The sequence below is a fragment of the Gordonia sp. ABSL11-1 genome, from assembly GCF_030315685.1.
In the GTDB taxonomy this organism is placed as follows: Bacteria; Actinomycetota; Actinomycetes; order Mycobacteriales; family Mycobacteriaceae; genus Gordonia.
Window position 1 is genome coordinate 19429 of sequence record NZ_JASXSI010000031.1, and the last position, 26506, is coordinate 45934.

Here is a 26506-nt window from a genome sequence, read left to right on the forward strand (position 1 = left end):
GGATGATCTCGCGTCTTTCCGATGCCGACCTGGCGGCGCAGCTCGCGGACGGCGCCGGTCAGATCCTGCTCGGCGTGCGCCACGGCGGGCTCCTGCGGGGTCGCCACCTCGGTGATGTCGGCGATGCCATGGCGCAGGCGTGGATCTCCAATGTGATCGTGCGCCATCGACCGAACGACGCCGTCCTGTCCGAGGAGGGCGCCGACATCGGCGACCGGTCGACCGCGGACCGGGTGTGGATCATCGATCCGCTCGACGGGACCAGTGAGTTCTCGTCCGGGACGGCCGACTGGGCGGTGCACGTCGCGCTGACCGAGCACGGTTCGGTGACCGAGGCGGCTGTCTCCCTGCCCGCCGTCGGCGAGGTCTTCCGATCCGACACCGTGAAACCGCCCAGCGGACCGCTCACCCGCCGGATGGCCGCCTCGCGGCGCGGTGGGTCATACGAGAGTGCGTGGGTGTCACGCCGGTTGTCGCTGAACATGATCGGTATCGGTTCGGCCGGAGCGAAGGCGATGGCGGTGGTGCGCGGAGATGTCGACGCCTACGTGCACGCGGGCGGCCAGTACGAATGGGACAACTGTGCACCCGTCGGAGTGGCACTCGCCGCCGACCTGCACTGCAGCCGCCTCGACGGCTCCCCCATCGTCTACAACCAGCCGCAGCCGTACATGCCGGATTTCGTCATCTGCCGCAAGGAGATCCGCGACGATCTGCTCGCCACGCTCGACGAGGTGTGGTGAGGCCGGTGGCCGTCCGGCAGCGTCACCGCCATCACCGCCGGGCGTGTCCAACTTCTCGCCGATCGTGCCCCAGAATTCGCCGATCGTGTCCAACTTCTCGCCGATCGTGTCCTTGAATTCGCTGACCGTGCCCAACTTCTCGCCGACCGTGTCCACGATGTGCGCTGGCGGGCACGATCGGCATGATTCAGGGCACGATCGGCGAGAGAGGGCGTCGGATCGGCGCTTCTGGTCAGCGCTTTCGGTGGGGTGGGGGTTTTGGGTGGGGGCTTCTGGTGGGGTGCGTCAGGGCTTGCGCAACAGGTAGATGTCCATGATCCAGCCGACACGTTCGCGGGCCTCCGACCGGAGTCGGGCGATGCGGTCGGCGACGTCGCCGACGCGGCCGCTGACGAGGATCTCCTCGTCGGCGCCGACGTAGGCGCCCCACCAGATGTGGTCGTCGGCATCTGCGGTCCGGCGGAAGGCGAGGTCGCCGTCGAGCATCACGATCTGATTGGTGTCCGCGCCGTCTGGGGTGTCGGCCAGCCGACGACCCGTCGTGATATGGATCGGTTCACCGATTCGGTTGGCCGCGATCCGGTGTGCCGCGGTGAGAGCACTCGCGCTGGTCACGCCGGGGATCACCTCGACGTCGAGGTCGAGGTCGGAGTGTTCGGTCAGGTCGTCGACGATACGCAGGGTGCTGTCGTAGAGGGCCGGGTCTCCCCAGACAAGGAACGCGACGACCCCTCCGTCGGGCACCTCCGCCCGCAGCGCATCGCCGAATACGGCCGCGCGGGCGGCATGCCAGCGTCGGACCTCGGCGTCATAATCGGCCGGGTCGCGGTCCCGGGTCGGGTCGACGATCTCGATGACGCGATGATCGGGCGACGCGTGCCGATCCAGGATGCCGCGGCGCAGCGCAACGAGGGAGTCCTTGTCGCCGCCCTTGTCGAGGACGAGGAAGGCGTCGACGTCGGCGAGTGCGTCGATCGCCTCGAGGGTGATCTGACGTGGGTTCCCGGGCCCGATGCCGATGACCCGCAGCGTGATCCGCATCGTCGGATCAGACCCGCACCTTGCGGAGACCGTGCTTGCGCGCGGTCATGTCGAGGATCAGCTGACGCGGCATCAGCCGACGCAGCAGGAAGACGATTCCGGCTTGGTTCCCCTTGGCGTAGAACGGCTTCGGGTTTTCGGCCAGCGCAGCATCGACGATCACGCGCGCCATCGTGGTGGCGTCGATCCCCGCGTCCTCGTTCGACCGCGTCGCGGCGGACAGGGTCTCGTACTCCTCGCGATACGGCGACGAATCGCCGATGTGGATGCTACGACGATCACCGATTCCCGTTGCGATGGTGCCGGGTTCGACGGAGATCATCCGCACGCCGTACGGGGCGACCTCGCGACGCGTCGCGAACGCGAACGCTTTGAGCGCGGATTTCGTTGCCGCGTAATTGGATCGGAACGCGACGGGAAAACTCGACAGCATCGACCCGACCATGACGACCGTGCCGCGACCACGTTCGCGCATACCCGGCAGCACCGCCTTCGTGAGCGCGATGGGTCCGAACACATTGACCGCGAACAGCTTCTCGATCGCATCCATCGACGTGTCCTCGAGCGCACCGGCCTGACTCTCGCCCGCGTTGTTGATCAGGATGTCGACGACACCGATCTTCTGCGCGCACTCGGCGGCGCTGCCGTAATCGGCGTTGTCGAGGGCGACGTAGTTCACGCCGCGAACGGGATTCGCGACCGACTCCGGTGTACGACTGGTGCCGTACACCGTGTGTCCACGTTCGACGAACAGACGGGCAACCTCGGCACCGATCCCGCTCGACGCACCCGTGACCAGAACGACCTGGGACCTTGCAGTATCAGCCACGTCGAACACCGTAGCGTGTCCGTCGCCTGGGACCCACTATCAGGAGGGACCCGGCTCGCGGCCCGCCTTGTGGAAATGCGCCGACTCCGCGGCGGACTCGCTGGCGAACCAGATGTCCGGGGCGAGATCGTCGTACGTCGGCTGGTCCGGCGTGTGATAGGTGCCCGACTCGGCGTCTGCCTTGATCGAATACCCGTCGGGCGGTTCGCCCGAGCCGGTCACCGGTAAGTGTGCGCCGATGGGCACGGGCACCGACTCACCGCCGCGACGATACGAACCGACCCCGTCGCCGTGGCCGTGCTGATCCGCGGGCACGGAGAGGTCGGGACTCGTCATCACGTCGTCGGGGAATTCGGGAATCGGTGGGATGTCGGCCGGTACGTCGGCGGTCGCCGACGACGACTCCTCCGCGACGATGTCGGTCGGGCCATCGGAGTCTACCGACGGCGCCGGCGCCCCGGGCGGAGCGGCAGCAGAAAGGGTCACCGATGGCGCAGGCTCACGGACCGGCGGACGCAGAGCACCGTCATCGGCCGACGACCCACCCCGAACCTTCCGGAAGATCCAGATCAGTACCAGTCCGACGAGGATCAGCACGAACGGGACCAGGAGCCACCACCAGTCGGACTCGTCACCCTCCCGGGCCGTCACCGTCCGTGTCGTCGCCCCGGCCGACGGCACCGACAGCATCGTCGCCGTCGTCGCCGCGAGCACGCCGAGCGTGACCACCGTGCGTCTGGTCGATGTCGTCATGTTCCCCGTGACCTCGTGTCATCAACAGGCGGATGAATCCGCGCGAAACACCGTTTCGTCCTCAATAGAACACCCGGCGACGACGAATCGGACAACGAAACGCGGAGAAGGGGCCCAATCGGTGGCAAACCGCGGTGATGACGGCCGACGTACCAAGTCCGTCGGAGTCCCAGTGCTCCCGCGTGAATCTCTTTCAAACCACACATTGGGCGCACACCAGCCGGAGGCTGGCAAGGATGTCACAGTGCTCCCGGCAGGATTCGAACCTGCGACACCGGCTTTAGGGGTACTCGTAATTCCTGGGGTCCTCCGTCCTGGGGATATAAGCCCTGTTCGTTTGAGAAAACCCAGCTTAGAGTGCATTCTCACTGGCCTCCAGAGGCCCCTAGACCCCTGTGGGACTCCGCCGAAAAAGTGGAGTAAGTGGCGGATCGGCGCCGAAAGTGGCGAGTAAGTGGCAGATGGATCGCGCTCGAAAGCATCTGTTGAGTGTTCGATTCTTTCGAATTACAGTGGAGGCATGAGCGCACCTGTCGACCACACCGTCCTCCCCTCGAAGGAGGAGGACTACGTCTCTGCGCTGAAACTGCTGGCCGGGATCTTGTCCTCGGACGCTCCATTGAGACTGTCAGCAGATGGCGGCGGCGAGTCAGTTCCGGTGCCGGACAGCGTGCGCAACGTGCTGCAACAAGCCGTCGCCTCACTCGGCGAACTCAAGGCCGTCACGGTGTCGGAACAGAACACGCTTCTCACCACCCAGGAAGCTGCTGAGTTGCTCGGGATCTCTCGCCCAACGCTCGTGCGCCTGCTCAAAAGCGACGCAATCCCCTATACCCAGCCGAATCGACACCGTCGCATCCGTCTGGAGGACGTCCTCCAGTACCAACGAGAGTCATCTGCTCAGCGCCGAGCCATCCTCGACCAGATGACCGACGATGCCCAGGACGACGACATGTATCGAACCGTCAACGGCTTTGTGAAGACACGGTAGGAGCGGGTCAGAGTCAATGCCGATTCGTGTCGTACTCGACGCTTGTGTCCTTCTGCCATATCAACTCTGCGACACCCTGCTCCGACTAGCCGACGCTGGACTCTTCGTGCCGCTGTGGTCCACGGAGATCCTCGACGAGGTCGAGCGAAACCTGACTGGCACATTCGACGTAGAGCTGTCCAAGGCACGTCGTCGCGTCCGGCAGATGCAACAGGCGTTTCCGGATGCGATGGTCGATGGGTGGCAGTCTCTGGAGCCCGCGATGACGAACGATCCGAAGGACCGCCATGTGTTAGCAGCGGCAGTGCAAGGTGGGGCGGATCTCATCGTCACCGCCAACCTCAAGGACTTCCCCGCGTCTGCTCTTGAGCCTCACGACGTCGAAGCAATCCATCCCGACGACTTCCTGCAAGACCAGTACGATCTCGATCCCGAAGCCACGTTGCAGGTTCTGCGAGACCAGCGTGCGGCCTACACTCGCCCGGCGATGTCGTTCGAAGAGTTCCATCGAGCGCTCGCGGAGACGGTCCCACGCTTCGCTGAGACAGTTGCTGCAGACCAAAGAGCCCTAGCCGCCGACCAATTGGGCATGCCGCTCCCGTTGGAAGCGACCAGCGACGAAGAAGCCATGGCGGCGTTCTTCCCCGACGGCGACCCATCTTGGTTCACTCCACTCGGGGCAGCTTGGCTGTGGTGGTCTGCTCTCCTCAATCTGGATGAGGCCGAGGAGGCGGTGCGCGCCCTCACGTGGGTGCCCGATGCCTGGGATTTCCAGGCGGTTGCGACCGAACTAGAGGACTGGGCGATGATGCAGTTCGTCGACAAGTGCAAGGATGCCCCCGACGAAATTGCCTATGTGAAGCTCATGCCGAGCACAGGCCACTCCATGAGGTCGTTTGGGGAAGGGGCTCTGTCCGATGTAATGGTGCTGACCGTCATCTTCGACGGAGATCGATGGTTCGTCTGGGGGCTGTCAGACAACTATTTCCCATCGCTCGATGACGTCAGCGGGCAGTAACTGATCAGCACAGTCAGCTCGCCGCCATGTCCCCCGCCACGATCCACTCATTGGTCGCCCTCTTGCGCAGTGTCAGGACCGAGAACGCAGCCCGGGTCTTTGAGGGTCCCAGCGGTCCGCAGAGTGACTGCAGATCCTGCGACAAGAGTCACCTGACCGTTTCCAGCCTGCACCAGTTCAATGACCGTGCCGACGGGGAAGGCGACCGAGCTTCTAGGTGGCACGGTGACCTGCGCCGGACTGATGTTGCTGACCTCGACCGCCCTACTCGCATCACCGAGAACCAGGGTGTAGGAGCTGGCCAGCGTGACGGCGGTCGTACCGACAAGCTGAGCTGCTCCTAGTGCGGTCGAGATGGCGCCGTCCATCTGCCACTTGGGCACCGCGTGAGCGCTGTTGGTGGCCTCCCAGCCGAGCTGCACCTGGTTGATGGCGGCCTCGCCAGAGGGCCACACCTGCAGCACCGGGGTGTCCGAGAGCGCCCAGACCTTGGTGCCGGTCGGGGTCACGGCGGATCCGGTGAACTCGGCATCGACCTCGGCGGAGTTCCACGCGAGATCGAAGGCGAAGTACTGGTCGGCCATCAGTTGCCCGAAATGCACCAGCACCTTTGACATCCCTGTGCATTCAGCGCTGGCAACTGAGCACAACTCCGAGGTCGGCATCGGTGGTGTGGTCTACGTGCTGACCCCTGACACCGCCGAGCTGGAGCAGCACATGAAGGAGCACTCATAGCAATGCGAGTGACCATCTACCTCGCCGACGGAGACACCGTCACCGTCGAGTCCATGCCCGATGACGTTGTCGCTGGCGGGCACCGGTCTGCGGCGCTCGGAGCTGCTGGCGCTGCAGTGGTCGGACTACGACTCCGAGGAGCGCACCCTGACGGTGCGCCACCATCTCGTGCGGGCTGGCCGCACGGGCTCCAGCGCCCTGCTCCTGGAGGGCGGAGGCAAGACGGCGGAGTCGTCGCGGACCATCGCGGTGCCTCGGTTCGTCGCCGAGGCTCTCGACCGCCGTCGGCAGGAGGCACCCTCGGTGAAGTCGGGAGAGCTTGACCTCGTCTTCGCCACCCGGCTGGGCACCCCGGTGGACCCGGACGTGTTCAACGGTCGCTGGCGGCGCATCCGCGACGTAATCGGATTCGGCTGGGTCTCGACCCACACCTTCCGGAAGTCGGTGGCCACCCTCATCGACGGTGCCGGACTGTCTGCCCGCATCGCTGCCGACCAGCTGGGCCACGCGCGGATCTCGATGACTCAAGACACCTACATGGGGCGCAACACCACCCACGTGGCGGTCGCCGACATCCTCGATGCCGCCCTCTTGGGCGAAAAAGGTGAATAAGTGGTGGATCGCGCGTCTCGGGGGCCTTCTGGGCGGTTCGCTTACCCTGTCTGACCTGGTCTTTAAGTGCTCCCGGCAGGATTCGAACCTGCGACACCGGCTTTAGGAGAGCCGTGCTCTATCCCCTGAGCTACGAGAGCGGAAGCCGGCCACCACGCGGCATTCGGCTCACCGGCAGTCTACGACACGCCTCGCGCGCTGCCCGCAGAGCGCCATCCACATGGGGAACTGTCATCCACGGTGGGGAACCCCCATGTGAATGGGGGTTCCCCGTGTGGATGGGGCCGGAGGCGGTCGTGGGTGCACACAGGACCGGCGATCCGTAGGCTGTCCGTCGACAGCTGTCGACGTCACGGACGTACACAGCGCACAGACAACACCGCACAGACGACGACCCGAGGGAGACATGGCGAAGAACGGTCGGACACCAATCGTGGATCCGCGCGAGGCCGAGAAGCGACGGTCGCTGCTGATCAAGATCGGCGCTGCCGTGGTGCTCATCGCACTCGCCGTCGGAATCGGGGTGTGGGTGGTGCAGTCGAACAAGTCGGCCACGGGCTCCTCCGCCGACGTCACCGTCGCAACCGACAACGCGTACCGGATCACCGCGGCCCCGCAGGGCACCGAGCCGCCGGTGACCGTGAACATCGTCGAGGACTTCCAGTGCCCCGCGTGCCGCCAGTTCGAGGAACAGTTCAGCGATGTGCTGGGCCAACTGCGGGCCAACCCGAAGGTTGCCGTCGACTATCAGCCGATCGCATTCCTGGACCGGATGTCGTCCACCGAGTACTCCACCCGATCGGCGAACGCGTCGGCATGCGTCGCGCAGGCGACCGCCGGGGGCGGCAACTTCGACACCTGGCTGAAGTTCCACAACCTGCTGTACGCGAACCAGCCGGAAGAGGGCGGCGCCGGGCTGACCGACGGCCAGCTCAACGACTACGCGAACCAGGCCGGGGCTCCGAATGTCCGGCAGTGCATCGAGGATCGGCAGTACGCCGACTTCGTGCAGGAGACCACGCAGAAGGCCCAGCAGGCCGGTGTGACCGCGACGCCGACGGTGTCGATCAACGGCAAGCCGGTACAGCTGTCCACGCCGGAAGCGCTGCTGCAGGCGGTCGACCAGGCCGCGCAGAGCTGATCACCACCCACCGCAGGAAGTACCGCTCGACATGACCGTCAGCCCGAACATCGAACCGCCCGTCGCCGACGACCCCGCCGACGACGACTCCGCTTCCGCGCCCGCCGAGCGCAGCGGGCCGTGGTTCACGGCCTTGTGCCGGGTCGGGCCGGGCGCATCGATCGCGGTGCTGCTCTCCGGGATCATCGGCCTCGTGGCGTCGGCCACACTGACCGTCGAACGGTTCCATCTGCTGACCGATACGAACTACACACCGAGTTGCAGCATCAACCCGATCATCTCGTGCGGGTCGGTGATGGTGAAGCCGCAGGCGGCGATCTTCGGATTCCCCAACCCGCTGATCGGCATCGCCGCGTTCGCCGTCATCGTCGTGACCGGAGTCCTGTCGGTCGCGCGCATCGAACTCCCCCGCTGGTACTGGTTTGGCCAGAGTCTCGCCACCGCAGCGGGTTTCGTGATGATCAACTGGCTTGCCTTCCAGAGCGTCTACAACATCCATGCGCTCTGCCCGTACTGCATGGTGGTCTGGACGGTGACGCCGATCATCCTCGTCATCAGCATCGGGCGTCTCGTCGACGACACCCGGCGCGGTCAGGAGATCCGGCAGTGGCTGTGGGTACTGTTGCCCGTCTGGTACGCCGTCGTCATCGTCGCGATCGGCGTCGAGTTCTGGGACTACTGGTCCACCCTGATCTGACGTCGGGGCCTGAAGAGCGGCATGAGGGTCACGAGAGAGCAGACACACGTGGATTATCCACTCGACGGAGCACTGGGGTGACCCTCATGCGGAGCGTGGGTAACACACCACCCTCTCCATCCAGTGAGCATCATCACGGCGTGTCCGCCGCTGAGCTGGAACGACGTCTCCACGAATCGGGGGCGGTCAGGTTCTTGCCAGGAACGGTCCCTAGACTGCCGGGCGCGAGATAAGAGCGAACCGATCACCCGGGGGTGTTGTGCAGTCTGTCGCCGAGTCCGAACGCGGAACCGAGGATGCCGCGCAGTCGGTCGACGAAGCCGCGGCGGTGGCCGCCGCACCGTCGGCTGCCGAGAAGGCCGCTTCGAAGAGCAGGGCGCACACCGCCGACTTCCTGCGGGTCCTGCTGTTCACCGGGGTCGTCATCGCTCATGCGGTCAACTCGATCAACACGTCGCCGGACGTGATTCGGTCGGCCAACCTCGTCGGCACCCTCCTGCACCTGACCCGCTACGGCTTCGTCGCGGTCACCCTCTTCGTGCTCGTGCTCAGCACCCGCGGCCGGTCGATGTCGCCATTGGCGTTCTGGCGACGGCGCTTCGGTCTCGTCGTCGCGCCCTACCTCGTGTGGACGATCACCTACGCGATCACCGACCACGTCGTCATCGACGGCAACCCCTTCCCCTCCCCGGGGTCCTTCCTCGGCGTCCTCGGCCATGACATCGTGACCGGCGAGGGCAAGTATCAGCTCTACTTCCTGCTGATCTCGATGCAGATCTACCTGTTCTTCCCCGCGATCTCGTGGCTCCTGGACCGCACGACGCAGCGACCGTGGCACGTCCTCGGTGGTGCCGCCGCAATCCAGATGGCGATGTTCGTGCTCTATCAGTACGTCCCGCGACCGTCGGGCCATGCATGGGACGTCGCGTTCGACAACCTGTGGAAGACGCTGCCGATGTACGCCCTCTTCGTGACGATCGGTGCGCTGGCAGCCGTTCACCACGAGGCCGTCGAGCGGCAACTGCGCGCGCATGCGATGTCCATCGTCGCGGCGTGCCTGGTCGGTACCGCGTTCAGCGTCGGCGCCTACGTCGTCGCGACGTCACCCGGGAACGTCCCGTTGCAGTCGAACACGCCATGGAACCCGCTGCTCCTCCCGTGGTTGATCAGCGGGCTGATCATGCTGTGGATGCTGGCCATGCTGTGGAACGATCGTCGTTCGGCGAACAAACGCGCGGCCGCCGGGGCCGTGCAGTACGCGACGTTCCGGGCGTTCGGTGTGTTCGCCGTCCACCCGCTGGCGCTCGACGTCCTGGCCCGGGTGGGCTTCTTCGACGACCTGAATGACTGGTTCCCGCACTCGGCGGCGGTCCGCACCACCGTGTTGGTCGCGGTGACCCTGGCGGCATCGCTCGTCATGGTCGACATCGCGTTGCGCACCCCGATGAGTCGTTGGCTGGTCGCCCGTTCGCGGGTCCCGATCCGGCGGAAGCGAAACGACACCCCGGCCACCCCGGAACCGGCCGCGGCCTCGGCACAGGTCGCCTCGTCAGGCCAGCTCTGAGACCTGCTTCGACAGATTCGCCTCGGTCTGCCGGATGGCCTGACCGAGCAGCGGCTCGATCACCGCGCCGAGTGCACGGCCTGCGATCCCACCCGGCAGGGTGTATTCGAACTCGACCGCGACAGCGGTTCCGTCACCGTCGTCGGCGAACCGCCAGGTGGTGTTCGCCGAGAAGCCTTTGACCGACTCGAGTCGGATGAACTCGTTCTCCACCCATTCCACGGTCTCCACGGTCGACTTGAGGGTCTTGGGCCCGAGGTCCATCGCCACGTCGAACGTCGACCCGATGCCCGCTGTCTTCTCCGCCGTCGGCGCGAACCGCGTCACACCGAACATGAACTTCGGCACGTTCTGATAGTCGTTGACGTACGCGAACACCTGGTCGCGTGGAACGTCGACGGTCGACCGCTGATTGATCGTCCCCATGTGGTCCTCCCGTCCGTATCGTCCCGGGCGCACGCCGGCCGGGACACCTGACCGAGACCCTATCGGCTGACCGTCTCAACCACCGGGATACCGCGCGGCAATCGATTTGACCCCGCGCCCGTATTCCGACGATCCTCGGAATATGGCCGAACGAGCAACCCCGACACCGGGCACGTGGGGCGACCTGTTCGCCCGCGATCACCGCGCAGCCGTCTCGGTGTTCGCGGGAGGCATCGCGGTGTACGCCGTGAGCACCTATCTGACAGCCGCGTCGCTGCCCAGCGCCGTCGCCGACATCGGCGGCCAGCGCCTCTACGCCTGGGTGATGACCGTCTTCCTCATCACGTCGGTCTTCGCCTCGATGCTCGTGACCCGATCGCTGGGACGCTTTGGTGCGCGCGGCGCCTACCTGATCGCCTTCGGCCTGTTCGGCGTCGGTTCGCTCGTGTGCGCCCTCACCCCGACGATGTCGATCATGCTCGCCGGCCGCGCGGTGCAGGGTCTGGGCGGAGGTCTGCTCACCGGCCTGGCGTTCGCGGTCATCCGCGTCGCGCTGCCGGAACGCCTCTGGGTCCGGGCCGTCGGCCTCACCTCCGCGATGTGGGGCATCGGCAACCTGATCGGCCCGATTCTCGGCGGGCTCTTCGCCCAGATCGGCTTATGGCGCGGTGCCTTCTGGCTGCTGGTCGTGGTGACCGCGATCATCGTCATCCCGGCCACACGCGCGCTGCCGTCCCGACGATCCGCAACCGCCGACGTCAGTCCCCTGCCCGTGCTGTCGCTGCTGCTCGTCGCCGCGGCGACGGTCGCGGTCTCGGTCGCCGCGGTGCTCGCCGGAACGGGAACGGTCGTCGTGCTGGTCTGCGTCGCGGCACTCACGATGGTCGGTTTCGTCCTCGTCGACCGGCGACGTGAGGCCGGCCTGCTGCCTCGACTCGCCTACACGAGGTCCAACCCGCTCAAGTGGCTGTATGCGTCGCTGGCCCTGCTGGCCCTCGGATCCACCACCGAGGCATTCGTCCCGCTGTTCGGGCAGGAGATCGCCGGCATGGGACCGCTGGTCGCCGGCATGCTCGGCGCGGCACTGTCATGGGGATGGTCGAGCGCTCAGATCGCCAGCACCACATGGGCCGACGGACCTACCACGTCGCGTCGGGTGCGCATCCTCGGGCCCGGCCTGCTCACCGGCGGTCTGGCCGTCTACGGCATCCTGCAGATCTCCTCGGGTCCGATCGCCGTCGCCGGGTGGTTCGTGGCGCTCTTCGTCGCCGGCACAGGAATCGGTATGGCGTTCCCGCACATCGCGACGGCCGCGATGACGATCACCACCGACGACGCCGAGGCCGCACGAGCGTCGGCGGGCGTGAACACCGTCCAGATGGTCGCCAACACCTTCGGCTCGGCGATCGCCGGACTGCTGGTGTCCGTGGGCGCGATCGTCGGCGCCGACGATGACCCCGAGGTGGTGTCGGCCCGCTTCCTCGCGTTCGGCTTCGCCGCGCTCGCCGCCGTCGGGATGGCGACCGCACTCGCGTCGCTGCGACGCCCGAACCGGCCGACAGCTCCCGCCGACGACCCGCCGCTGTTCACGACGTCGACCCGAGGCCGTCATGTCTGACCACGTCAGCGATGACGGATTCCCGGAACTCCGCATCTACACCGAACTCGGCCGTGTCGGCAAGGCGCTGGCAAGTCCCGTCCGACTGCGGCTCCTCGACATCCTCGAAGAGGGAGAGCGGACCGTCGAGGATCTCGCCGCCACAGCGGGTTTCGGCCTCAAGAACACCTCGTCACAGTTGCAGATCCTACGCGCGGCCCAGCTGGTCGCCAATCGACGCGACGGCGTCCGCATCCACTACCGCATCGCGTCGTCCCAGGTGTCCGCACTCCTCGGGACGTTCGCACGGTTCGCCGCCGACAACGTCAGTGCGGTCCGCGCCGAGATCGACGCCTATTTCGTCGATCACCGCGATCTGATCCCGGTCACTGCAACAGATCTGGCCACGATGCTCGACGACGATTCCGTGCTGATCGTCGACGTCCGCGACCGCGAGGAGTTCGAGCGGGGGCACATCCCGGGCGCCATCTCCGTACCGCAGGACCAGATCCGCGAGTTGCTCGACGCACAGCCCGCCGACGCGAGGATCATCGCCTACTGCCAGGGGCCGTACTGTCTCGCGTCGCCGAACGCGGCACGCACCCTCGTGGAGGCCGACCGCGACGCCACGGTCGTCGAGGGTGGCCTCACCGCCTGGATACGGTCGGGCGGCGCCCTGAGCACCTCGTGACCAGACTCGACGGATTCGATCGACGAGGGAATCAGACTCCGAAACCCTTACCCGAGAACGACTCTCGCGTGACGAACTCCTCGACCGGCTGTCGGCGGAGTCGTGTCAGCTGCTTCACCGGCCTGCCGAGCGGCACCACCGCGGCGAGCGCGAAGGTGTCCGGGATGCCGAGCAGTTCCCGGACCTGATCCTCCTCCAGGACCGCCATCGTCGTGATGGTCCCACCGAACCCTTCCTGACGCGCGCCCAGCAGGATGTTCCAGATCAACGGGTACACCGATCCGCCGCTGACGACGCCGACGCGGTCGAGGTCCTGGTCGACGGCGGCCACCCGGGTGAGATCGACCGCGACGGCCAGCACGACCGGGGCGGTACGGATGGGTTCGACGAAACTGGCCGGGACAGCGGTGTTCTCGATGACGTCGGCGGAGACGGAGGTGGGATGGACCGGGTTCCACGGATTCTCACCCGCTGCCTTCTGCGCGACATACCGGCGGACCGTCGGCTCCCCGAACTCGCTCAGCCGATGCTTGGTGGCCGGATCGCGGATCACGACGATGTGCGCTCCCTGGCGGTTCCCGCCGCTCGGCGCGAACCGGGCGTTGTCGAGGATGCGCGCGAGCACCTCGTCGGGCAGAGGATCGTCGGTGAACTCGCGTGCGGCGAAGGTGGTCCGCATGACGTCGTACAACTCCATGTCCCCACTATGCCCCGCCGGTCGGGCAACGCTGCGCGTCATCCCCCGAGGGCGCGGGACACCTTCTTCAGGAGCGCGGACAGCGCGTCGCGTTCGGCCGGGGTCAGACCCGACAGTGCGCGCTCGTCGTCGGCGAGCCGGCGCGGCAACTCGGTGTCGACCAGCGCACGCCCGTCGTCGGTGACCTCGAGGAGCACCACCCGGCCGTCACGCTCCGATCGACGGCGGCGCAGCAATCCGCGGCGGGACAGATTCTCGGTGATCTTGGTGATGGATGCGCCACTGAGCAGCGTCGTCGAGACGACCTCGCTGGCACGCAGCGGTCGATCCACCCGCGCGAGCGCGCTCAACACGTCGTACTCCGACCTCGACACCCCGAGCGGCTCGAGATCCCGGTCGAGCCGGTGGCTGCTCGCGGTGGCGATGTGCTGGATGCGTCCGAGCACACCGATCGGCCGGACATCGAGATCCGGGTACGAGCGCGCCCATTCCTGCTGAATCCGGTCGACGAGGTCGGGCGCATCTGGCGTGCTCACGCAGCCATCGTAAGGGCGCTCACATTTATTTCACTACTAAAATAGTGATAAAGTAACCTCTCATGGGCACCACTGTCGTCGAGCACGTCCGTCACCGCCGGGGCGCACTCGCGCATGCGGTCAGTCCCCGCGCCTGGCGGTCGACGATGTCTGTCGACATGAGCCGCGCGTCGGTCGGGGTCCCGATCCGGGTGGGCATTGCCGTCGGATTCGTCCTGGTCGTCGGCGGACTCGTCGGCGCACGCGACGTCGCCGGGTTCGCGGCACTCGGGGCGCTGGTGTCGGCGTTCTGCCGCCCGGATCCCTACTCCGTCCGGGTGGGACGCCTCACCGCGCTGGGCATCGGGATCATCGCGTCGGTGATCGTGGGCAGCGTTCTCGGCGTCGCCCACGCCTCCCCGGCGCTCGAGGTCACGACGATCGCGCTGTGGGGCGGCCTCGCCGCGCTGCTGATCGGCACCCTGCGGGTCGCGGGACCCGGTGCAGTGGTGTTCGTGTTCGCCGCGAACGGCGCAATGGGATTCGCCGCGGATCTGTCCGACCTCACGCGAGCAGCTGTCGCGACCGGCCTCGGAACGATCTGCGGTGCGGTGGCATCGCTCGCCCCCTGGCTGGCACGCGGAGCATGGAACCGCATCCGCAGCCACGTCGACGATGCACCCGAGGCCGGTTCGACGGCGGTACGGTACGAGTCGATCCGGGCGACGATGCGTCGTCGGCCGGATCATGCACTCCTGGTCAACGCGGTCCGCATCGTGGCGGCGATCGCCGCGAGCGCCGCGCTCGCGATGGCGGTCGGACTGTCCCACCCGATGTGGGCCGCGATGGGCGCGATGGCGGCCATGCAGGGCGTCAGCTATCACATCACCGTGCAGCGCGGGCTGCAGCGCCTGCTCGGCAACATCGCGGGCGCGGTGATCGCCGCCGCCCTCCTCGGCCTCGGACTCGGCTACTGGGGCGCGGTCGTCGCGATCGTCGCATGCCAGATCGCCGCCGAGATCTGGGCGCCTGTCAACTATGCGATCGCCTCGACCGCGGTCACCCCGATGGCGTTGCTGCTGACCGCGCTGAGTGCGGGGCTCACCCCGGAGGCGGCGGTCGACCGCGTCGCGGACACCCTCATCGGCATCGTCGTCGGGATCGTCATCGCAGCGGTGACCATCACCGGCATCGAACATCGGACCGTCTCCGACTGACGTCGACCGCCTGACCGTGGCGATGCCAACCCCGGGACAGGCGGAGTCCGCGCCGATAGTGTCGGAGCCCATGGAACGCTCAACACGAGCGGGACGTCGTCGGCGGTGGGCGGCGACCGCGCTCTGCACCGGCCTGATCCTCAGCGCTTGCTCGGACACCTCCGACGACCAGGCCGCGCCGGTGACCTGCGGCGAGATCCCCACCGGTCGTCAGATCGATTCCTCCGCAAGCGCTTCCGGGACGGCTGACATCGCGAACCGGCCGGAGGTCGCCACCGGTTACCGCACGGGGATGCAGCCGGTCACCACCGCATCGTATGCCGCGGCGACCGCCAACCCGCTGGCCACCGAGGCCGCCTGTGCCGTCCTCCGCGACGGCGGTACCGCGGCGGATGCTCTCGTGACCGCCCAGACCGTCCTCGGTCTCGTCGAGCCGCAGTCGTCGGGTATCGGCGGCGGGGCATTCGCCCTCTACTACGACGCGGCGTCTCGCACCGTCCGGGCCTTCGACGGACGCGAGACGGCACCGGCCGCGGCCACCGAGGACTATCTGCGCTTCGTCAGCGACACCGACCGCCGCGCGCCCGTGCCCGATGCGCGCGCGTCCGGTCGCTCGATCGGCGTCCCGGGGGCCGTCCGGATGCTCGAGATGGTGCAGGACCGCTACGGCCGACTCGACTGGCGGCAACTCTTCGATCGAGCAACCGAGCTGTCCGACAACGGTTTCGACATCTCCCCGCGCCTGGCGTCGGCGATCGCCGACTCCGCCGACGACCTCGCCGTCGACGAGGATGCGCGGGCATACTTCCTGAATCCCGACGGTACGCCCAAGGCCGCAGGCACCCGCCTGGTCAACCCGGCGTACGCGAAGACCCTCGGCGCGCTGGCAACCGACGGCGCAGACGCGCTGTACAACGGACCGCTCGCGGCGGCCATCGTCGACAAGGCCCGTTCGACGGCAGGCGGGATGACCCCCAGCCTCATGACGACCGAGGACCTCCGCGGTTACCGTGCGGTCGACCGGGATCCGGTCTCGACCCGGTACCGCGGCCACCGGATCGTGGCCATGCCGGGCCCGTCGTCGGGCGGCATCACGGTCGCGTCGACCATGGGCATCCTCTCGAACTTCGACCTCCCGTCGATGGGTCCGACCGCGCTCGACCGCGATGGCGGCCGCCCCGATCCTGCCGCCGTGCACCTGGTCGACGAGGCCGAACGACTCGCCTACGCCGACCGCGACAAGTACATCGCCGACCCCGACTACGTGCCGCTCCCCGGTCGTGGTGTCGCGACGATGCTCGATCCCGCTTACCTGAAACAGCGTGCCGCGCTGATCAGACCGAACACGTCGCTGGGCGAGGCCGAGCCCGGCGATCTCGGCGATGTCCCGCTGGGCAGCCATCCGGGAACCGAACACGGCACGAGCCATGTGACCATCGCCGACAAGTACGGCAACGTGGCGTCGATGACCACGACAGTCGAATCGGCATTCGGCAGCTTCCACATGGTCGACGGGTTCGTTCTGAACAATCAGCTCACCGACTTCTCAGCGGAACCGCGTGACGAATCGGGAGCACTTCTCGCCAACCGCGTCTCACCGGGCAAGCGTCCCCGATCCTCGATGGCGCCGACCCTGGTCATGGCGCCGGGCGCCGGCGGAGAGCCCGACACCGTCGTCGGCGCGTTGGGTTCACCCGGTGGTGCGGTGATCATCCAGTTCGTGGTGAAGACACTGGTCGGGGTGCTGGACTGGGGCCTCGATCCACAGCAGGCCGTGTCGATGATCGACTTCGGCTCGGCCAACACCCCCGAATCGAACGTGGGCGGCGAGCATCCGCTCGTCGACACCGCCGACGACGGCGCCCGCGACGCACTGGTGACCGGACTCCGGCAGCGCGGCGAGCAGGTGTCCGTCGACGATCAGTCCAGTGGTCTGAGTGCGTTGTGGCGCGACGGCGACGGCTGGATCGGCGGTGCGGATCCCCGACGCGAGGGCGCGGTGATGGGCGACGACGCATCCCTGCGCTGAGGCGCAGCTGTTTTCACGCACGTCACACAGGGGAAACGGTGCGGGTACGTGGCGACCATAGCGTCGTATCGCTCGCAACACCACGAATCGCCCTCGATGCACTCCCGACGCCGAGGACGAGGTGACGATCCCAGGAGTGACCCATGAGTGGCAGTATGTCCCGCCGTCAGGCCATCGAGGCCGTGACGACCTACGAGGTGGAGACCGACGGATTCCCGGAACCGCTGGCCGACACCTTCGGGCGCAACGTCTTCTCGCTGTCGGTGATGAAGAACCGTCTGCCCAAGCACGTCTTCAAGGCCGTCGCGGCAACGATCGACAAGGGCGCTCCGCTCGATCCGACGCTGGCCGACTACGTCGCCGTGGCGATGAAGGACTGGGCCATCGAGAAGGGTGCGACGCACTACGCGCACGTCTTCTACCCGCTCACCGGCTTCACCGCGGAGAAGCACGACTCGTTCCTCGAACCGGATTCCTCGGGGGCGTCGCTGGCCGAGTTCCAGGGCAAGACCCTGCTGCAGGGTGAACCGGACGCGTCGAGCTTCCCCAACGGCGGACTGCGCGGCACCTTCGAGGCCCGCGGATACACCGGATGGGATGTGACGAGCCCCGCCTACATCCTGGAGAATCCGAACGGCAACACGCTGTGCATCCCGACGATCTTCATCTCCTGGACCGGTGAGGCCCTGGACAAGAAGACCCCGCTGCTGCGCAGCCAGCAGGCTATGAGCAAGCAGGCCATGCGGGTGCTGAGCCTGTTCGGGCACACCGACATCGACACCGTCGTGTCCTATGCCGGCGCCGAGCAGGAGTACTTCCTGATCGACCGCCACTTCTTTTTCGCGCGTCCCGATCTCATGACGGCCAACCGAACCCTGTTGGGTGCCAAGCCCTCCAAGGGCCAGGAGTTCGACGACCACTACTTCGGCGCGATCCCCGACCGCGTGCTGGCCTACATGATCGAACTCGACCGCGAGCTGTTCAAGCAGGGCATCCCCGCCAAGACCCGGCACAATGAGGTCGCCCCCGGACAGTTCGAGCTCGCCCCCGTCTTCGAGAAGTCCAATCTCGCACACGATCATCAGCAGCTGATGATGACCACGATGAAGAAGGTGGCCGAACGTTACGGCATGGTCTGCCTGCTGCACGAGAAGCCGTTCGCCGGTGTCAACGGTTCCGGCAAGCACGTCAACTTCTCGCTCGGCAACTCCAATCAGGGCAATCTGTTGAATCCGGGTGACACCCCGCATGAGAACGAGCAGTTCTTGGTGTTCTGCGCCGCGATCATCCGCGGTGTGCACAAGTTCGGCGGGTTGCTCCGGGCGTCGATCGCCTCGGCATCCAATGATCACCGACTCGGTGCGAACGAGGCCCCGCCCGCGATCATCTCCATCTTCCTCGGCGATCAGCTGGCGGACGTGTTCGACCAGATCGCCAAGGGCGGTGCCAAGGAGAGCAAGCAGACCGGTGTCCTGGAACTCGGCGTGGACACCCTGCCCCCGCTGAAGGCCGACGCCGGCGACCGCAACCGCACGAGCCCGTTCGCGTTCACCGGCAACCGGTTCGAGTTCCGCGCACCGGGCTCCAATCAGTCGATCGCCGATCCGATGATCGCGATCAACGCGATGCTGGCCGAGTCGCTCGACTACGTCGCCACCTTCCTGGAGAAGCAACTCTCCGAGGGCATCGAGTTCAACTCCGCGGTGCAGAAGCTGCTCGAGGACATCATCGTCGAGCACGGCAAGGTCGTGTTCAACGGCAACGGGTACTCCGATGAGTGGCAGGAGGAGGCGGCGTCGCGTGGTCTGCTCAATCTGCGCACGACCGTCGACGCCATGGCTCAGCTGGACGAGCCCGAGATCAAGTCCGTGATGAGCGACTACGGCATCCTCAGCAACCGGGAACTCCTGGCGCGCAAGGAAGTCGTCCTGGAGCAGTACTCACTCGCTCTGCTCGTCGAGGCCAAGGAGACCCTCGAGATCGCCAAGACGATGATCCTGCCCGCCGCCAACCGCTATCAGGGCGAGCTGGCCGGAACCGCGGCCAGCCTCAAGGCGGCCGGCATCGAGACCGACCACCCGGTGTTGCTGGCGCTGACCAAGTCCACCAAGGACCTGTACGCCGCGATGCTGACCCTCGAGTCCGCCATCGACGGATTCCACGGGGAGACAGTCGAAGCGGAGGCCGAGTACGCTCTCACCTCGCTGATCCCGGCAATGACCGACGTGCGGACGGTCGCCGACAAGCTGGAGACCGTCGTCGCCGACGATCTCTGGCCGCTGCCGACCTACCACGAGATGCTGACGATCCTCTGATCCCGTCGCGGCCGGCCATCGCGGCGGAGCCTGTCCAGCCGCATCCACATGGGGAGCTGTACATCCACGCGGGCAATGCCCACCGTGAATGACAGTTCCCCATGTGTTTGTCGGTGGGCGCGTTCTGCGGTGGATCACCATCGCCGCGACGGATTCCGCATCGCGCAGCCGATGCACAACCGTGCGGCCGGGAGCACCTCCAGCCGCGCCTCACCGATCTCCCGCCCGCAGATCTCGCACCGACCGTACGTACCCGCGCCCACCCGGTCCAGGGCGGCGTCGAGCTCGTCGAGCCGGACGCGCGATCGCTCCAGCTGCGCGACCAGCTGGCCGCGTTCGACCGCGAGCGTCGAGCCCTCCGGGTCGTGCTCGTCGTCGGAGCTCGAATCCGCGGTCGCCTCGATCACCGCGTCCAGCCGCGACGACAGCTGTTCGATCAGGGCCATCGTCTCGGCGCGTTCATCCCGCAGCGCGTTCCGGATGGAGTCGACTCGATCGGTCACGTCAGGGTCTCCGCTCTCAGATGACTCGTAGGGACAGTGCGACGACGAGCCGCGTCGCCGGGTCGTCGAGGTCCATCCCGGTCAGGGCGCGCACGCGTCTGATGCGATAGCGCAACGTGTTCGGATGCACATGCAGGGCCGCGGCGGCGGACCGCACATCACCGAAGTGGTCCAGATAGGCCCGCAGGGACCCGGTGAACTCGCTGCCGGTGCGGTCGTCGGACTCGGCCAGCTCGACGACCCGGCTGTCCACGAGTTCCGGGTTGGCCGCGAGATGGGCGACGATCTCCCCCAGCAACACTCCGGTCCGCGATTCGTCGACGGTGGCCACGTCGCCGATCAGCTCGCCCTCCCGCTCGGCCGCGTCGAGCACACGGTCGACCTGGCCGCGCAGCGTCGGGACCGACGCCAGTCCCGCCGCGGGTCCGGCGACGACCGCCCGCAGTCGTGTGCCGAACTGGCGGTCCGCCGCGGCGAGCGCCGCGTGTGCCCAGGTGACCGTCGCTGCCGACGTCACCTGCGGGAGAACGACATACGCGCGCGCACCGTTCGTCGTTGTCACCGACAACGGACTGAAGGCACTGGCGTGCAGCGTCAGCGCCGACAGCTCCACCGTCCCGCCGGGTGTGGCCGGAGAACCGTCCGTCGGCGCCAGCCCGACGAGCACCACCGATGACTCCGCCGCGATGCCGAGACGGACGCCGAGGTGGTCGGCGTCGATGACCTCACCACGCACGCCGAGCAACCTGCGCACCACGTCGGCGTGGGCGTCCCCCCACGACCGGCCGCGCGAGATCATCCGCGCGGCGACGGCGGCCGCACCGACGAGGACCTCGTCGGTGTCGTCGGCGAAGTCGACGCCACCGCGCTGCAACCACAGCACCCCGAGGAACTCACCCGGCGCCGACGACCCCATCGCGGGTCCGCGGATCGCGACCGCCCGACGCGCCCGCACCCCGAGATCGGGATGGGCGGCGACCGTGACGATGTCCGGCGTCGTCCGCAGGATGTCCATCACACCCCACTGTCGCAGCCAGGCCATCATCTCCGGCGGTCCCTCACGCCCCAGGATGGAGAGCCTGCGCAGTTCGTCGGCCTCGTCGCCCGCGCTGCTGTAGGCCAGGACGTGCGAACGCTCGTCCTCGATGCTGACCAGTCCCCGGGTCCGTCGGGCGACCTCCCCGGCCAGATCGAACAGGTCGCCGGTCGCACCCGATCGCATGGACTCGCCCGCGCCGGGCAGCGCTTCGGCGTCGGCGGACTCCAGCACCCGCATGACCAGGTGATAGATGCGTTCCCAGCGGGCATGCGGATCGATCGCGACGACGGCGATGCCCGACGTCTCCGCACGCGCGACGACGTCGCCGGAAGGTGCCTTGCAGAAGATCGCGACCGGCACACGGGTCCCCAGGCCGGTCAGCCAGGTGAGGACGTCGGCATCGGGAACACCGACGACCAGGAAGAGGTCGGCGCCGCGCGCGGCCCGCCCGAGCCCCAGCCGGACGTCGTCGACGTCGAGGAGCGCGGGCGCCGCGACACGCACGTCGAGGCCGGCCGGTGCGACCGCGAGAGTGGCGAGTGTCCTGTCGAGCGCGAGCAGCAGCCGACCGAGTGTCACTCCCGCCGGTGCCGTCATCCAGCCAGTATCGGCCTCCGTTGTCCGATCGGACAAGAAAACAAGCACGTTGATGACCGATCTGACATGTCGTCCGCGCCGCTGACCCGGTGGACTGAACCCATGGACGCGATCACCTCTCCCCCACAACCGTCGAATGAGCCGGTGCACACCTATGCGCCCGGCACCCCCGAACGCCGTCGTATCCGTGCCGAACTCGATCGGCAGAGCACGGCTGGTCCGCGTGAGCTGCCGCACATCATCGGAGGCCGCGAACACCGGGGTGCGGGCGAGGCCATCGACGTCGTCCAACCGCACTCCCACCACGACGTGCTCGGCACCGTCGCCAACGCCACCCACGACGACGCGCATGCCGCCGTCGACGCCGCGCGGTCGGTCGCACCGGGCTGGGCGGCTACCTCCTTCGACGAGCGCGCCGGCGTGCTCCTGCGAGCCGCCGACCTGCTGAGCGGACCGTGGCGCGAACGCATCGCGGCCGCGACCATGCTCGGGCAGTCGAAGTCGGTGCAGCAGGCCGAGATCGACGCCCCGTGCGAACTCATCGATTTCTGGCGCTTCAACGTCGCCTTCGCCCGGCAGGTCCTCGCCGAGCAGCCGGTGTCGTCGGCAGGTGTGTGGAATCGCCTCGACCACCGTCCGCTCGACGGATTCGTCTACGCCATCACACCGTTCAACTTCACCGCCATCGCGGCGAACCTGCCGACCGCGCCGATGCTGATGGGCAACACGGTGATCTGGAAGCCGTCGCCGACCCAGGCGCACGCCGCCGCGCTGACCATGGAGTTGCTGCAGGCGGCCGGATTGCCCGCGGGCGTCATCAACCTGGTCCACGGCGACGGGAAGGATCTCTCGGAGGTCGTCCTCGCCGACAAGCATCTCGCGGGCATCCATTTCACCGGTTCGACGGCCACGTTCCAGCACCTCTGGCGGGAGGTCGGCACGCACATCGACCGCTACCGCAACTATCCGCGTCTCGTCGGCGAGACGGGCGGCAAGGATTTCATCGTCGCGCATTCGTCGGCCGACCCGGATGTGTTGCGCACGGCGCTGATCCGTGGGGCATTCGAGTATCAGGGACAGAAGTGCTCGGCCGCGTCCCGCGCGTACATCGCGCGGTCGGTGTGGGACCGGATGGGTGACGACTTCCTCGGCGAGGCCAACGACCTGACCTATGGCGACGTCCGCGATCTGTCCAACTTCGGTGGCGCACTGATCGATCGACGCGCCTTCGACAAGAATGTCGCCGCGATCGACCGCGCGAAGACCGTCCCGCACATGACCGTCGCGGCCGGAGGGGCCTGCGATGACAGTGTGGGGTACTTCGTCCGGCCGACCGTGCTGCTGTCCGACGATCCGACCGACGAGGCGTTCTCCACCGAGTACTTCGGCCCCATCCTCTCGGTCCATGTCTACGACGATGCCGAGTACGAGAAGACGTTACGGCTGGTGGATTCCACCGCGCGCTATGCACTCACCGGGTCGATCATCGCCACCGACCTCGATGCCGTCGGCACGGCGTCGGATCTGCTGCGTCAGGCGGCGGGCAACTTCTACGTCAACGACAAGCCGACCGGGGCCGTCGTCGGACAGCAGCCGTTCGGTGGGGCCCGCGCGTCGGGCACCAACGACAAGGCGGGTTCGAAGGCCAATCTGATGCGCTGGACGTCGACCCGGACGATCAAGGAGACGTTCGTGCCGCCGACGTCGTCGGCGTATCCGCACATGCAGGCCGATCCGTCATGACGTTCTTCGACACCGCGATGCGGCCGATGATCCTCGCCGCATCCCACAGCGACCGCATCAAGGACTCATCGCAACGGCTCACCGCGACCCGCCGTGTCGTCGAACGGTTCGTTCCCGGCGAGACGCAACGAGATGTGCTGGGCGCCATCCGCACACAACTCGACGAGGGGCTGTCGGTCAGCGTCGACTTCCTCGGCGAGGACACCACCGACGAATCGCAGGCCACGGCCACGGTCGAGGCCTACCTCGACCTCATCGGCGCATTGGGCGCCCTGCCGGAATCGGGCATCGCGACGGCCCGGCTGGAGGTCTCGGTCAAACTCACCGCACTCGGCCAGTCCCTTGCCGATCACGGAGCCAAGATCGCCGAGGAGAACGCGCGCACCATCGCCGCGGCCGCGCACGAGGCGGGCGTGCTCGTCACCGTCGACGCCGAGGACCACACCACCGTCGACGAACGCCTCGCCATCGTCCGTGCGCTCCGACGCGACTTCCCGGACGTCGGCACCGTCTTGCAGGCCTACCTGCGGCGCACCGAGGACGACTGTGCGGAGTTCGCCGGCTCGGCGGCACGAATCCGGCTGTGTAAGGGCGCATATGCCGAGCCGCCGTCGGTGGCCTATCCCACGCGCGAACTCGTCGACGAGGCGTACCTGCGGTGTCTGCGAATCCTCATGAAGGGCAACGGATACCCGATGGTCGCCAGCCACGATCCGGTGATGATCGCGGCCGCGCAGACCATGGCCGTCGAGGCAGAACGATCACCCGATTCGTGGGAACACCAGATGCTCTTCGGTATTCGCGCCGACGAACAACGACGGCTCGCCGACGGTTCCCGGGTCCGCGTGTACATCCCCTACGGCGAGCAGTGGTACGGCTACTTCGTCCGCCGCCTCGCGGAGCGACCGGCAAACCTCGGGTTCTTCCTGCGGGCGTTGGCCGCTGGGCGGAGGTAGGTGGGGTCGGGATAGGCGGGCCGTCGCGATAGGCGGGCCGTCGGTCGTGCCGGAAACCGCCCCCCCCCGGAAGCGCCCAGAAATCTCCATGTCCCGGAAAACCGCCCGGCCTTTCGGCGTTGTCCCAGCTCGCGCGGTCGCGCCGACATCCACACGCTCCTCCCGGGCGCATCCCCGGGGCACTTTCCCGAGTCCGGGCGCATCCCCGGGGCGCTTTCCCAGAGCCCGGGCGCATCCCCGGGGCGCTTTCCCAGAGCCCGGGCACATTCCCGGGGCGCTTTCCCCAGAACCCGGGCACAGCTCCCGGTAGCGGTTCCGGCTGGTGCCGGCCCCGTCACCCTCACCCGGTCGGTTGCGCCCGCTTCACCTGATCGGCGGCGCGGGCGGCATCGAGTTCGATGTCAGTGATGATGAGCGCCGGTCCGATCCGCAGGACACCGGAGGTGAGGGGCTGTGCCCGCAGGCCGCCACGCCCGATCAACGCCTTGCGCGTGCCCTCCCCGGCCACGGTGTCCATCCACGAGCACGGATGCGCCGGACGACCGCCGCGGAAGGTAACCGGGCCGTCGCCGGTGTCGATCGAGAACTCCCGCCCGCGTAACGGATCCAGTTCGAGACCACGCACCACGACGTTGCGTCGCGCAAGGGCCGGGTCGGCGTCGCCCGCGGCCGACTGCCAGGCCTCGATGGCCAGAAACGTCACCGCCGCCTCGGTGTGCGCGCGGACGCCGTAGAACCGATCACCCCGGATCCCTTTGTCGGCGACTATCGCGACAGAATCCGGCGTGCTCGTCTCCACCTCGTCGGCCGGACCGTCCTTCGGCCGACCGAAATACGCGTGACGCGGTGACACCAGCAGCGAGACGATCTCGAACCGATACTCCACGGCTTCGAGGGTTGCACGTCCAGAGCCCGATTGCGACCGAACGCCGCGCATGAAAGTCACCTCAGCGCGTCGACAGGTGGATTATCCACTCGACGACGCTCTGCGGTGACTCTCATGCGGATCTCGTCCGGCAGTCAGACGCCGACGGTCCTGTCGGTCAGCGCTGCTCCGGTTTTCGCCTCGACGGTCGAGAAGTCGACGCCCGAGGCGAGTTCCACCACGTCGAAGCCGGAGCCGGTGACGTCGAAGACGCCGAGATCGGTGATGACCCGACTCACCACCGAACGTCCGGTCAGCGGCAGGGAACATTCGGCGACGAGTTTCGGGTCGCCCCTCTTGGTGGAGTGCTCCATGAGGACGATCACCTTGCCGGCACCGTTGACGAGATCCATTGCGCCACCGATACCCTTGACCATCGCTCCGGGGACCATCCAGTTGGCGAGGTCGCCATTGCCGGCGACCTGCATGCCGCCGAGAACAGCGACGTCGACGTGTCCGCCGCGGATCATCGCGAAGCTGGTGGCCGAGTCGAAGTACGACGCCCCCGGCAGGACGGAGACCGTCTGTTTGCCGGCGTTGATCAGATCCGGATCCACCTCGTCGTCAAAGGGATACGGACCGACACCCAGGATGCCGTTCTCGGCGTGCAGCATGATGCCGGAGTCGTCGGGAAGGTGATCGGGGATCAGGGTCGGCAGTCCGATGCCGAGGTTCGCATAGTCGCCGCCCTGCAGTTCGCGTGCGGCACGCGCGGCCATCTCGGTACGGGTCCAGGTCATGATGTCTCTCCTATTGGTCGGCCGGTTCGGCGGCGGTCTGACCGGGTCGCGGGCGGGTGGTGCGCTGTTCGATCTCCTTGCGCGCAGCCTGTTCTGGCGTCAGCTCGACGATCCGCTTGACGAAGATGCCGGGCAGATGGATCTCGTCCGGTCCGAGTTCGCCGACGTCGACGACCTTCTCGGCCTCGACGATGGTGGTGCGGCCCGACATCGCGGCCGACGGATTGACGTTGCGTGCGGCGGCGCGGAATCGGCAGTTGCCCGCCTTGTCCACGACGGCCGCGCGGATGAGCCCTTAGCCTCAATCCACCGATCGGGTTCTGCGGGTGTGTTGAAATGTGTTGAGCTGCTTGGGTCTGGTGTGGGGCGTGGGTGAGTCGCCGATCTCGAAA

General features: G+C 67.2%; 25 protein-coding genes, 1 tRNA gene and 1 pseudogene. 14 read left to right on the forward strand and 13 right to left on the reverse strand.

Features of this window, described 5'->3' with window-relative positions:
• Nucleotides 1–2 precede the first annotated feature (2 nt).
• The gene (locus QSJ19_RS23830) at nucleotides 3–743 is read left to right on the forward strand and encodes a 3'(2'),5'-bisphosphate nucleotidase CysQ (RefSeq protein ID WP_286323509.1); all 741 of its coding nucleotides are present in this window, start codon (nucleotides 3–5) and stop codon (nucleotides 741–743) included.
• Between the two features lie 285 nt (nucleotides 744–1028).
• Here the strand turns inward: QSJ19_RS23830 and cobF are convergent, their stop codons facing one another.
• From cobF to QSJ19_RS23845, 3 genes are read right to left on the reverse strand one after another with little or no spacing between them, the layout of a single operon-like run.
• Nucleotides 1029–1784, reverse strand: coding sequence for a precorrin-6A synthase (deacetylating) (cobF, locus tag QSJ19_RS23835; protein ID WP_286323511.1), 756 nt, complete (start codon nucleotides 1782–1784; stop codon nucleotides 1029–1031).
• Between the two features lie 7 nt (nucleotides 1785–1791).
• Nucleotides 1792–2613, reverse strand: coding sequence for an SDR family oxidoreductase (locus QSJ19_RS23840; RefSeq protein WP_286323513.1), 822 nt, complete (start codon nucleotides 2611–2613; stop codon nucleotides 1792–1794).
• 39 nt (nucleotides 2614–2652) lie between these two features.
• Complete coding sequence (locus tag QSJ19_RS23845) at nucleotides 2653–3366, reverse strand: sunset domain-containing protein (RefSeq protein WP_286323514.1); 714 nt, start codon at nucleotides 3364–3366, stop codon at nucleotides 2653–2655.
• A gap of 520 nt (nucleotides 3367–3886) precedes the next feature.
• On the opposite strand from QSJ19_RS23845, the gene QSJ19_RS23850 reads away from it, so the two are divergent.
• Entirely contained in the window at nucleotides 3887–4357 is a 471-nt protein-coding gene (locus QSJ19_RS23850) for a helix-turn-helix domain-containing protein (protein ID WP_286323515.1), read from the forward strand.
• A 16-nt stretch (nucleotides 4358–4373) separates the two neighbouring features.
• Nucleotides 4374–5375, forward strand: a complete 1002-nt coding sequence (locus QSJ19_RS23855; protein WP_286323516.1) for a PIN domain-containing protein — start codon at nucleotides 4374–4376, stop codon at nucleotides 5373–5375.
• Between the two features lie 47 nt (nucleotides 5376–5422).
• Here the strand turns inward: QSJ19_RS23855 and QSJ19_RS23860 are convergent, their stop codons facing one another.
• Complete coding sequence (locus QSJ19_RS23860; protein ID WP_286323517.1) at nucleotides 5423–5983, reverse strand: hypothetical protein; 561 nt, start codon at nucleotides 5981–5983, stop codon at nucleotides 5423–5425.
• Between the two features lie 187 nt (nucleotides 5984–6170).
• Between QSJ19_RS23860 and QSJ19_RS23865 the strand changes: the two genes are divergently transcribed.
• Nucleotides 6171–6722, forward strand: a complete 552-nt coding sequence (locus QSJ19_RS23865; RefSeq protein WP_286323518.1) for a site-specific integrase — start codon at nucleotides 6171–6173, stop codon at nucleotides 6720–6722.
• A 67-nt stretch (nucleotides 6723–6789) separates the two neighbouring features.
• Here the strand turns inward: QSJ19_RS23865 and QSJ19_RS23870 are convergent.
• Nucleotides 6790–6862, reverse strand: a tRNA-Arg gene (locus QSJ19_RS23870).
• A 266-nt stretch (nucleotides 6863–7128) separates the two neighbouring features.
• Between QSJ19_RS23870 and QSJ19_RS23875 the strand changes: the two genes are divergently transcribed.
• The 3 genes from QSJ19_RS23875 to QSJ19_RS23885 all read left to right on the forward strand — a co-directional run bounded on the left by QSJ19_RS23875 (nucleotide 7129) and on the right by QSJ19_RS23885 (nucleotide 10124).
• Nucleotides 7129–7863, forward strand: coding sequence for a DsbA family protein (locus QSJ19_RS23875; protein WP_286323519.1), 735 nt, complete (start codon nucleotides 7129–7131; stop codon nucleotides 7861–7863).
• 31 nt (nucleotides 7864–7894) lie between these two features.
• Nucleotides 7895–8560, forward strand: a complete 666-nt coding sequence (locus QSJ19_RS23880; RefSeq protein WP_286323520.1) for a vitamin K epoxide reductase family protein — start codon at nucleotides 7895–7897, stop codon at nucleotides 8558–8560.
• Nucleotides 8561–8819: 259 nt separating this feature from the next.
• On the forward strand, nucleotides 8820–10124 hold the full coding sequence (locus tag QSJ19_RS23885; protein WP_286323521.1) for an acyltransferase: 1305 nt from the start codon (nucleotides 8820–8822) through the stop codon (nucleotides 10122–10124).
• Here the strand turns inward: QSJ19_RS23885 and QSJ19_RS23890 are convergent.
• Nucleotides 10110–10550, reverse strand: a complete 441-nt coding sequence (locus tag QSJ19_RS23890) for an SRPBCC family protein (protein WP_286323522.1) — start codon at nucleotides 10548–10550, stop codon at nucleotides 10110–10112. The two genes, QSJ19_RS23885 and QSJ19_RS23890, sit on opposite strands and share 15 nt — an antisense overlap.
• 142 nt (nucleotides 10551–10692) lie before the next feature.
• Between QSJ19_RS23890 and QSJ19_RS23895 the strand changes: the two genes are divergently transcribed.
• Nucleotides 10693–12168: an MFS transporter gene (locus QSJ19_RS23895; RefSeq protein ID WP_286323523.1), complete on the forward strand. Its 1476-nt coding sequence runs from the start codon at nucleotides 10693–10695 to the stop codon at nucleotides 12166–12168.
• Complete coding sequence (locus QSJ19_RS23900; protein WP_286323524.1) at nucleotides 12161–12838, forward strand: ArsR/SmtB family transcription factor; 678 nt, start codon at nucleotides 12161–12163, stop codon at nucleotides 12836–12838. The genes QSJ19_RS23895 and QSJ19_RS23900 overlap by 8 nt, the downstream gene beginning before the upstream one ends.
• 31 nt (nucleotides 12839–12869) lie before the next feature.
• On the opposite strand, the gene QSJ19_RS23905 is transcribed toward QSJ19_RS23900, so the two are convergent.
• Both QSJ19_RS23905 and QSJ19_RS23910 read right to left on the reverse strand, forming a co-directional pair.
• Nucleotides 12870–13535, reverse strand: a complete 666-nt coding sequence (locus QSJ19_RS23905; protein ID WP_286323525.1) for a nitroreductase family protein — start codon at nucleotides 13533–13535, stop codon at nucleotides 12870–12872.
• Between the two features lie 38 nt (nucleotides 13536–13573).
• On the reverse strand, nucleotides 13574–14071 hold the full coding sequence (locus QSJ19_RS23910; RefSeq protein ID WP_286323526.1) for a MarR family winged helix-turn-helix transcriptional regulator: 498 nt from the start codon (nucleotides 14069–14071) through the stop codon (nucleotides 13574–13576).
• Nucleotides 14072–14133: 62 nt separating this feature from the next.
• On the opposite strand from QSJ19_RS23910, the gene QSJ19_RS23915 reads away from it, so the two are divergent.
• The 3 genes from QSJ19_RS23915 to QSJ19_RS23925 all read left to right on the forward strand — a co-directional run bounded on the left by QSJ19_RS23915 (nucleotide 14134) and on the right by QSJ19_RS23925 (nucleotide 19611).
• Complete coding sequence (locus tag QSJ19_RS23915) at nucleotides 14134–15267, forward strand: FUSC family protein (protein WP_286323527.1); 1134 nt, start codon at nucleotides 14134–14136, stop codon at nucleotides 15265–15267.
• A 70-nt stretch (nucleotides 15268–15337) separates the two neighbouring features.
• Entirely contained in the window at nucleotides 15338–17296 is a 1959-nt protein-coding gene (locus tag QSJ19_RS23920) for a gamma-glutamyltransferase family protein (protein WP_286323528.1), read from the forward strand.
• Between the two features lie 143 nt (nucleotides 17297–17439).
• Nucleotides 17440–19611, forward strand: coding sequence for a glutamine synthetase III family protein (locus QSJ19_RS23925; protein WP_286323529.1), 2172 nt, complete (start codon nucleotides 17440–17442; stop codon nucleotides 19609–19611).
• A gap of 134 nt (nucleotides 19612–19745) precedes the next feature.
• Here the strand turns inward: QSJ19_RS23925 and QSJ19_RS23930 are convergent, their stop codons facing one another.
• Together QSJ19_RS23930 and QSJ19_RS23935 are read right to left on the reverse strand one after the other, a co-directional pair.
• Nucleotides 19746–20057, reverse strand: a complete 312-nt coding sequence (locus QSJ19_RS23930; RefSeq protein ID WP_286323536.1) for a TraR/DksA family transcriptional regulator — start codon at nucleotides 20055–20057, stop codon at nucleotides 19746–19748.
• Between the two features lie 73 nt (nucleotides 20058–20130).
• On the reverse strand, nucleotides 20131–21750 hold the full coding sequence (locus QSJ19_RS23935) for a PucR family transcriptional regulator (protein ID WP_286323530.1): 1620 nt from the start codon (nucleotides 21748–21750) through the stop codon (nucleotides 20131–20133).
• Between the two features lie 102 nt (nucleotides 21751–21852).
• On the opposite strand from QSJ19_RS23935, the gene pruA reads away from it, so the two are divergent.
• Both pruA and QSJ19_RS23945 read left to right on the forward strand, forming a co-directional pair.
• The gene (gene pruA, locus QSJ19_RS23940) at nucleotides 21853–23493 is read left to right on the forward strand and encodes an L-glutamate gamma-semialdehyde dehydrogenase (RefSeq protein WP_286323531.1); all 1641 of its coding nucleotides are present in this window, start codon (nucleotides 21853–21855) and stop codon (nucleotides 23491–23493) included.
• Complete coding sequence (locus QSJ19_RS23945; RefSeq protein WP_286323532.1) at nucleotides 23490–24449, forward strand: proline dehydrogenase family protein; 960 nt, start codon at nucleotides 23490–23492, stop codon at nucleotides 24447–24449. The genes pruA and QSJ19_RS23945 overlap by 4 nt, the downstream gene beginning before the upstream one ends.
• Before the next feature lie 340 nt (nucleotides 24450–24789).
• Here QSJ19_RS23945 and QSJ19_RS23950 read toward each other — a convergent pair whose 3' ends face one another.
• The 3 genes and pseudogenes from QSJ19_RS23950 to QSJ19_RS23960 all read right to left on the reverse strand — a co-directional run.
• Nucleotides 24790–25335, reverse strand: coding sequence for a molybdenum cofactor biosysynthesis protein (locus QSJ19_RS23950; protein WP_286323533.1), 546 nt, complete (start codon nucleotides 25333–25335; stop codon nucleotides 24790–24792).
• 134 nt (nucleotides 25336–25469) lie between these two features.
• Entirely contained in the window at nucleotides 25470–26114 is a 645-nt protein-coding gene (locus tag QSJ19_RS23955) for a 3-oxoacid CoA-transferase subunit B (protein WP_286323534.1), read from the reverse strand.
• A 10-nt stretch (nucleotides 26115–26124) separates the two neighbouring features.
• Nucleotides 26125–26406, reverse strand: a pseudogene (locus QSJ19_RS23960) (CoA-transferase); the annotation flags it as partial.
• Nucleotides 26407–26506 lie beyond the last annotated feature (100 nt).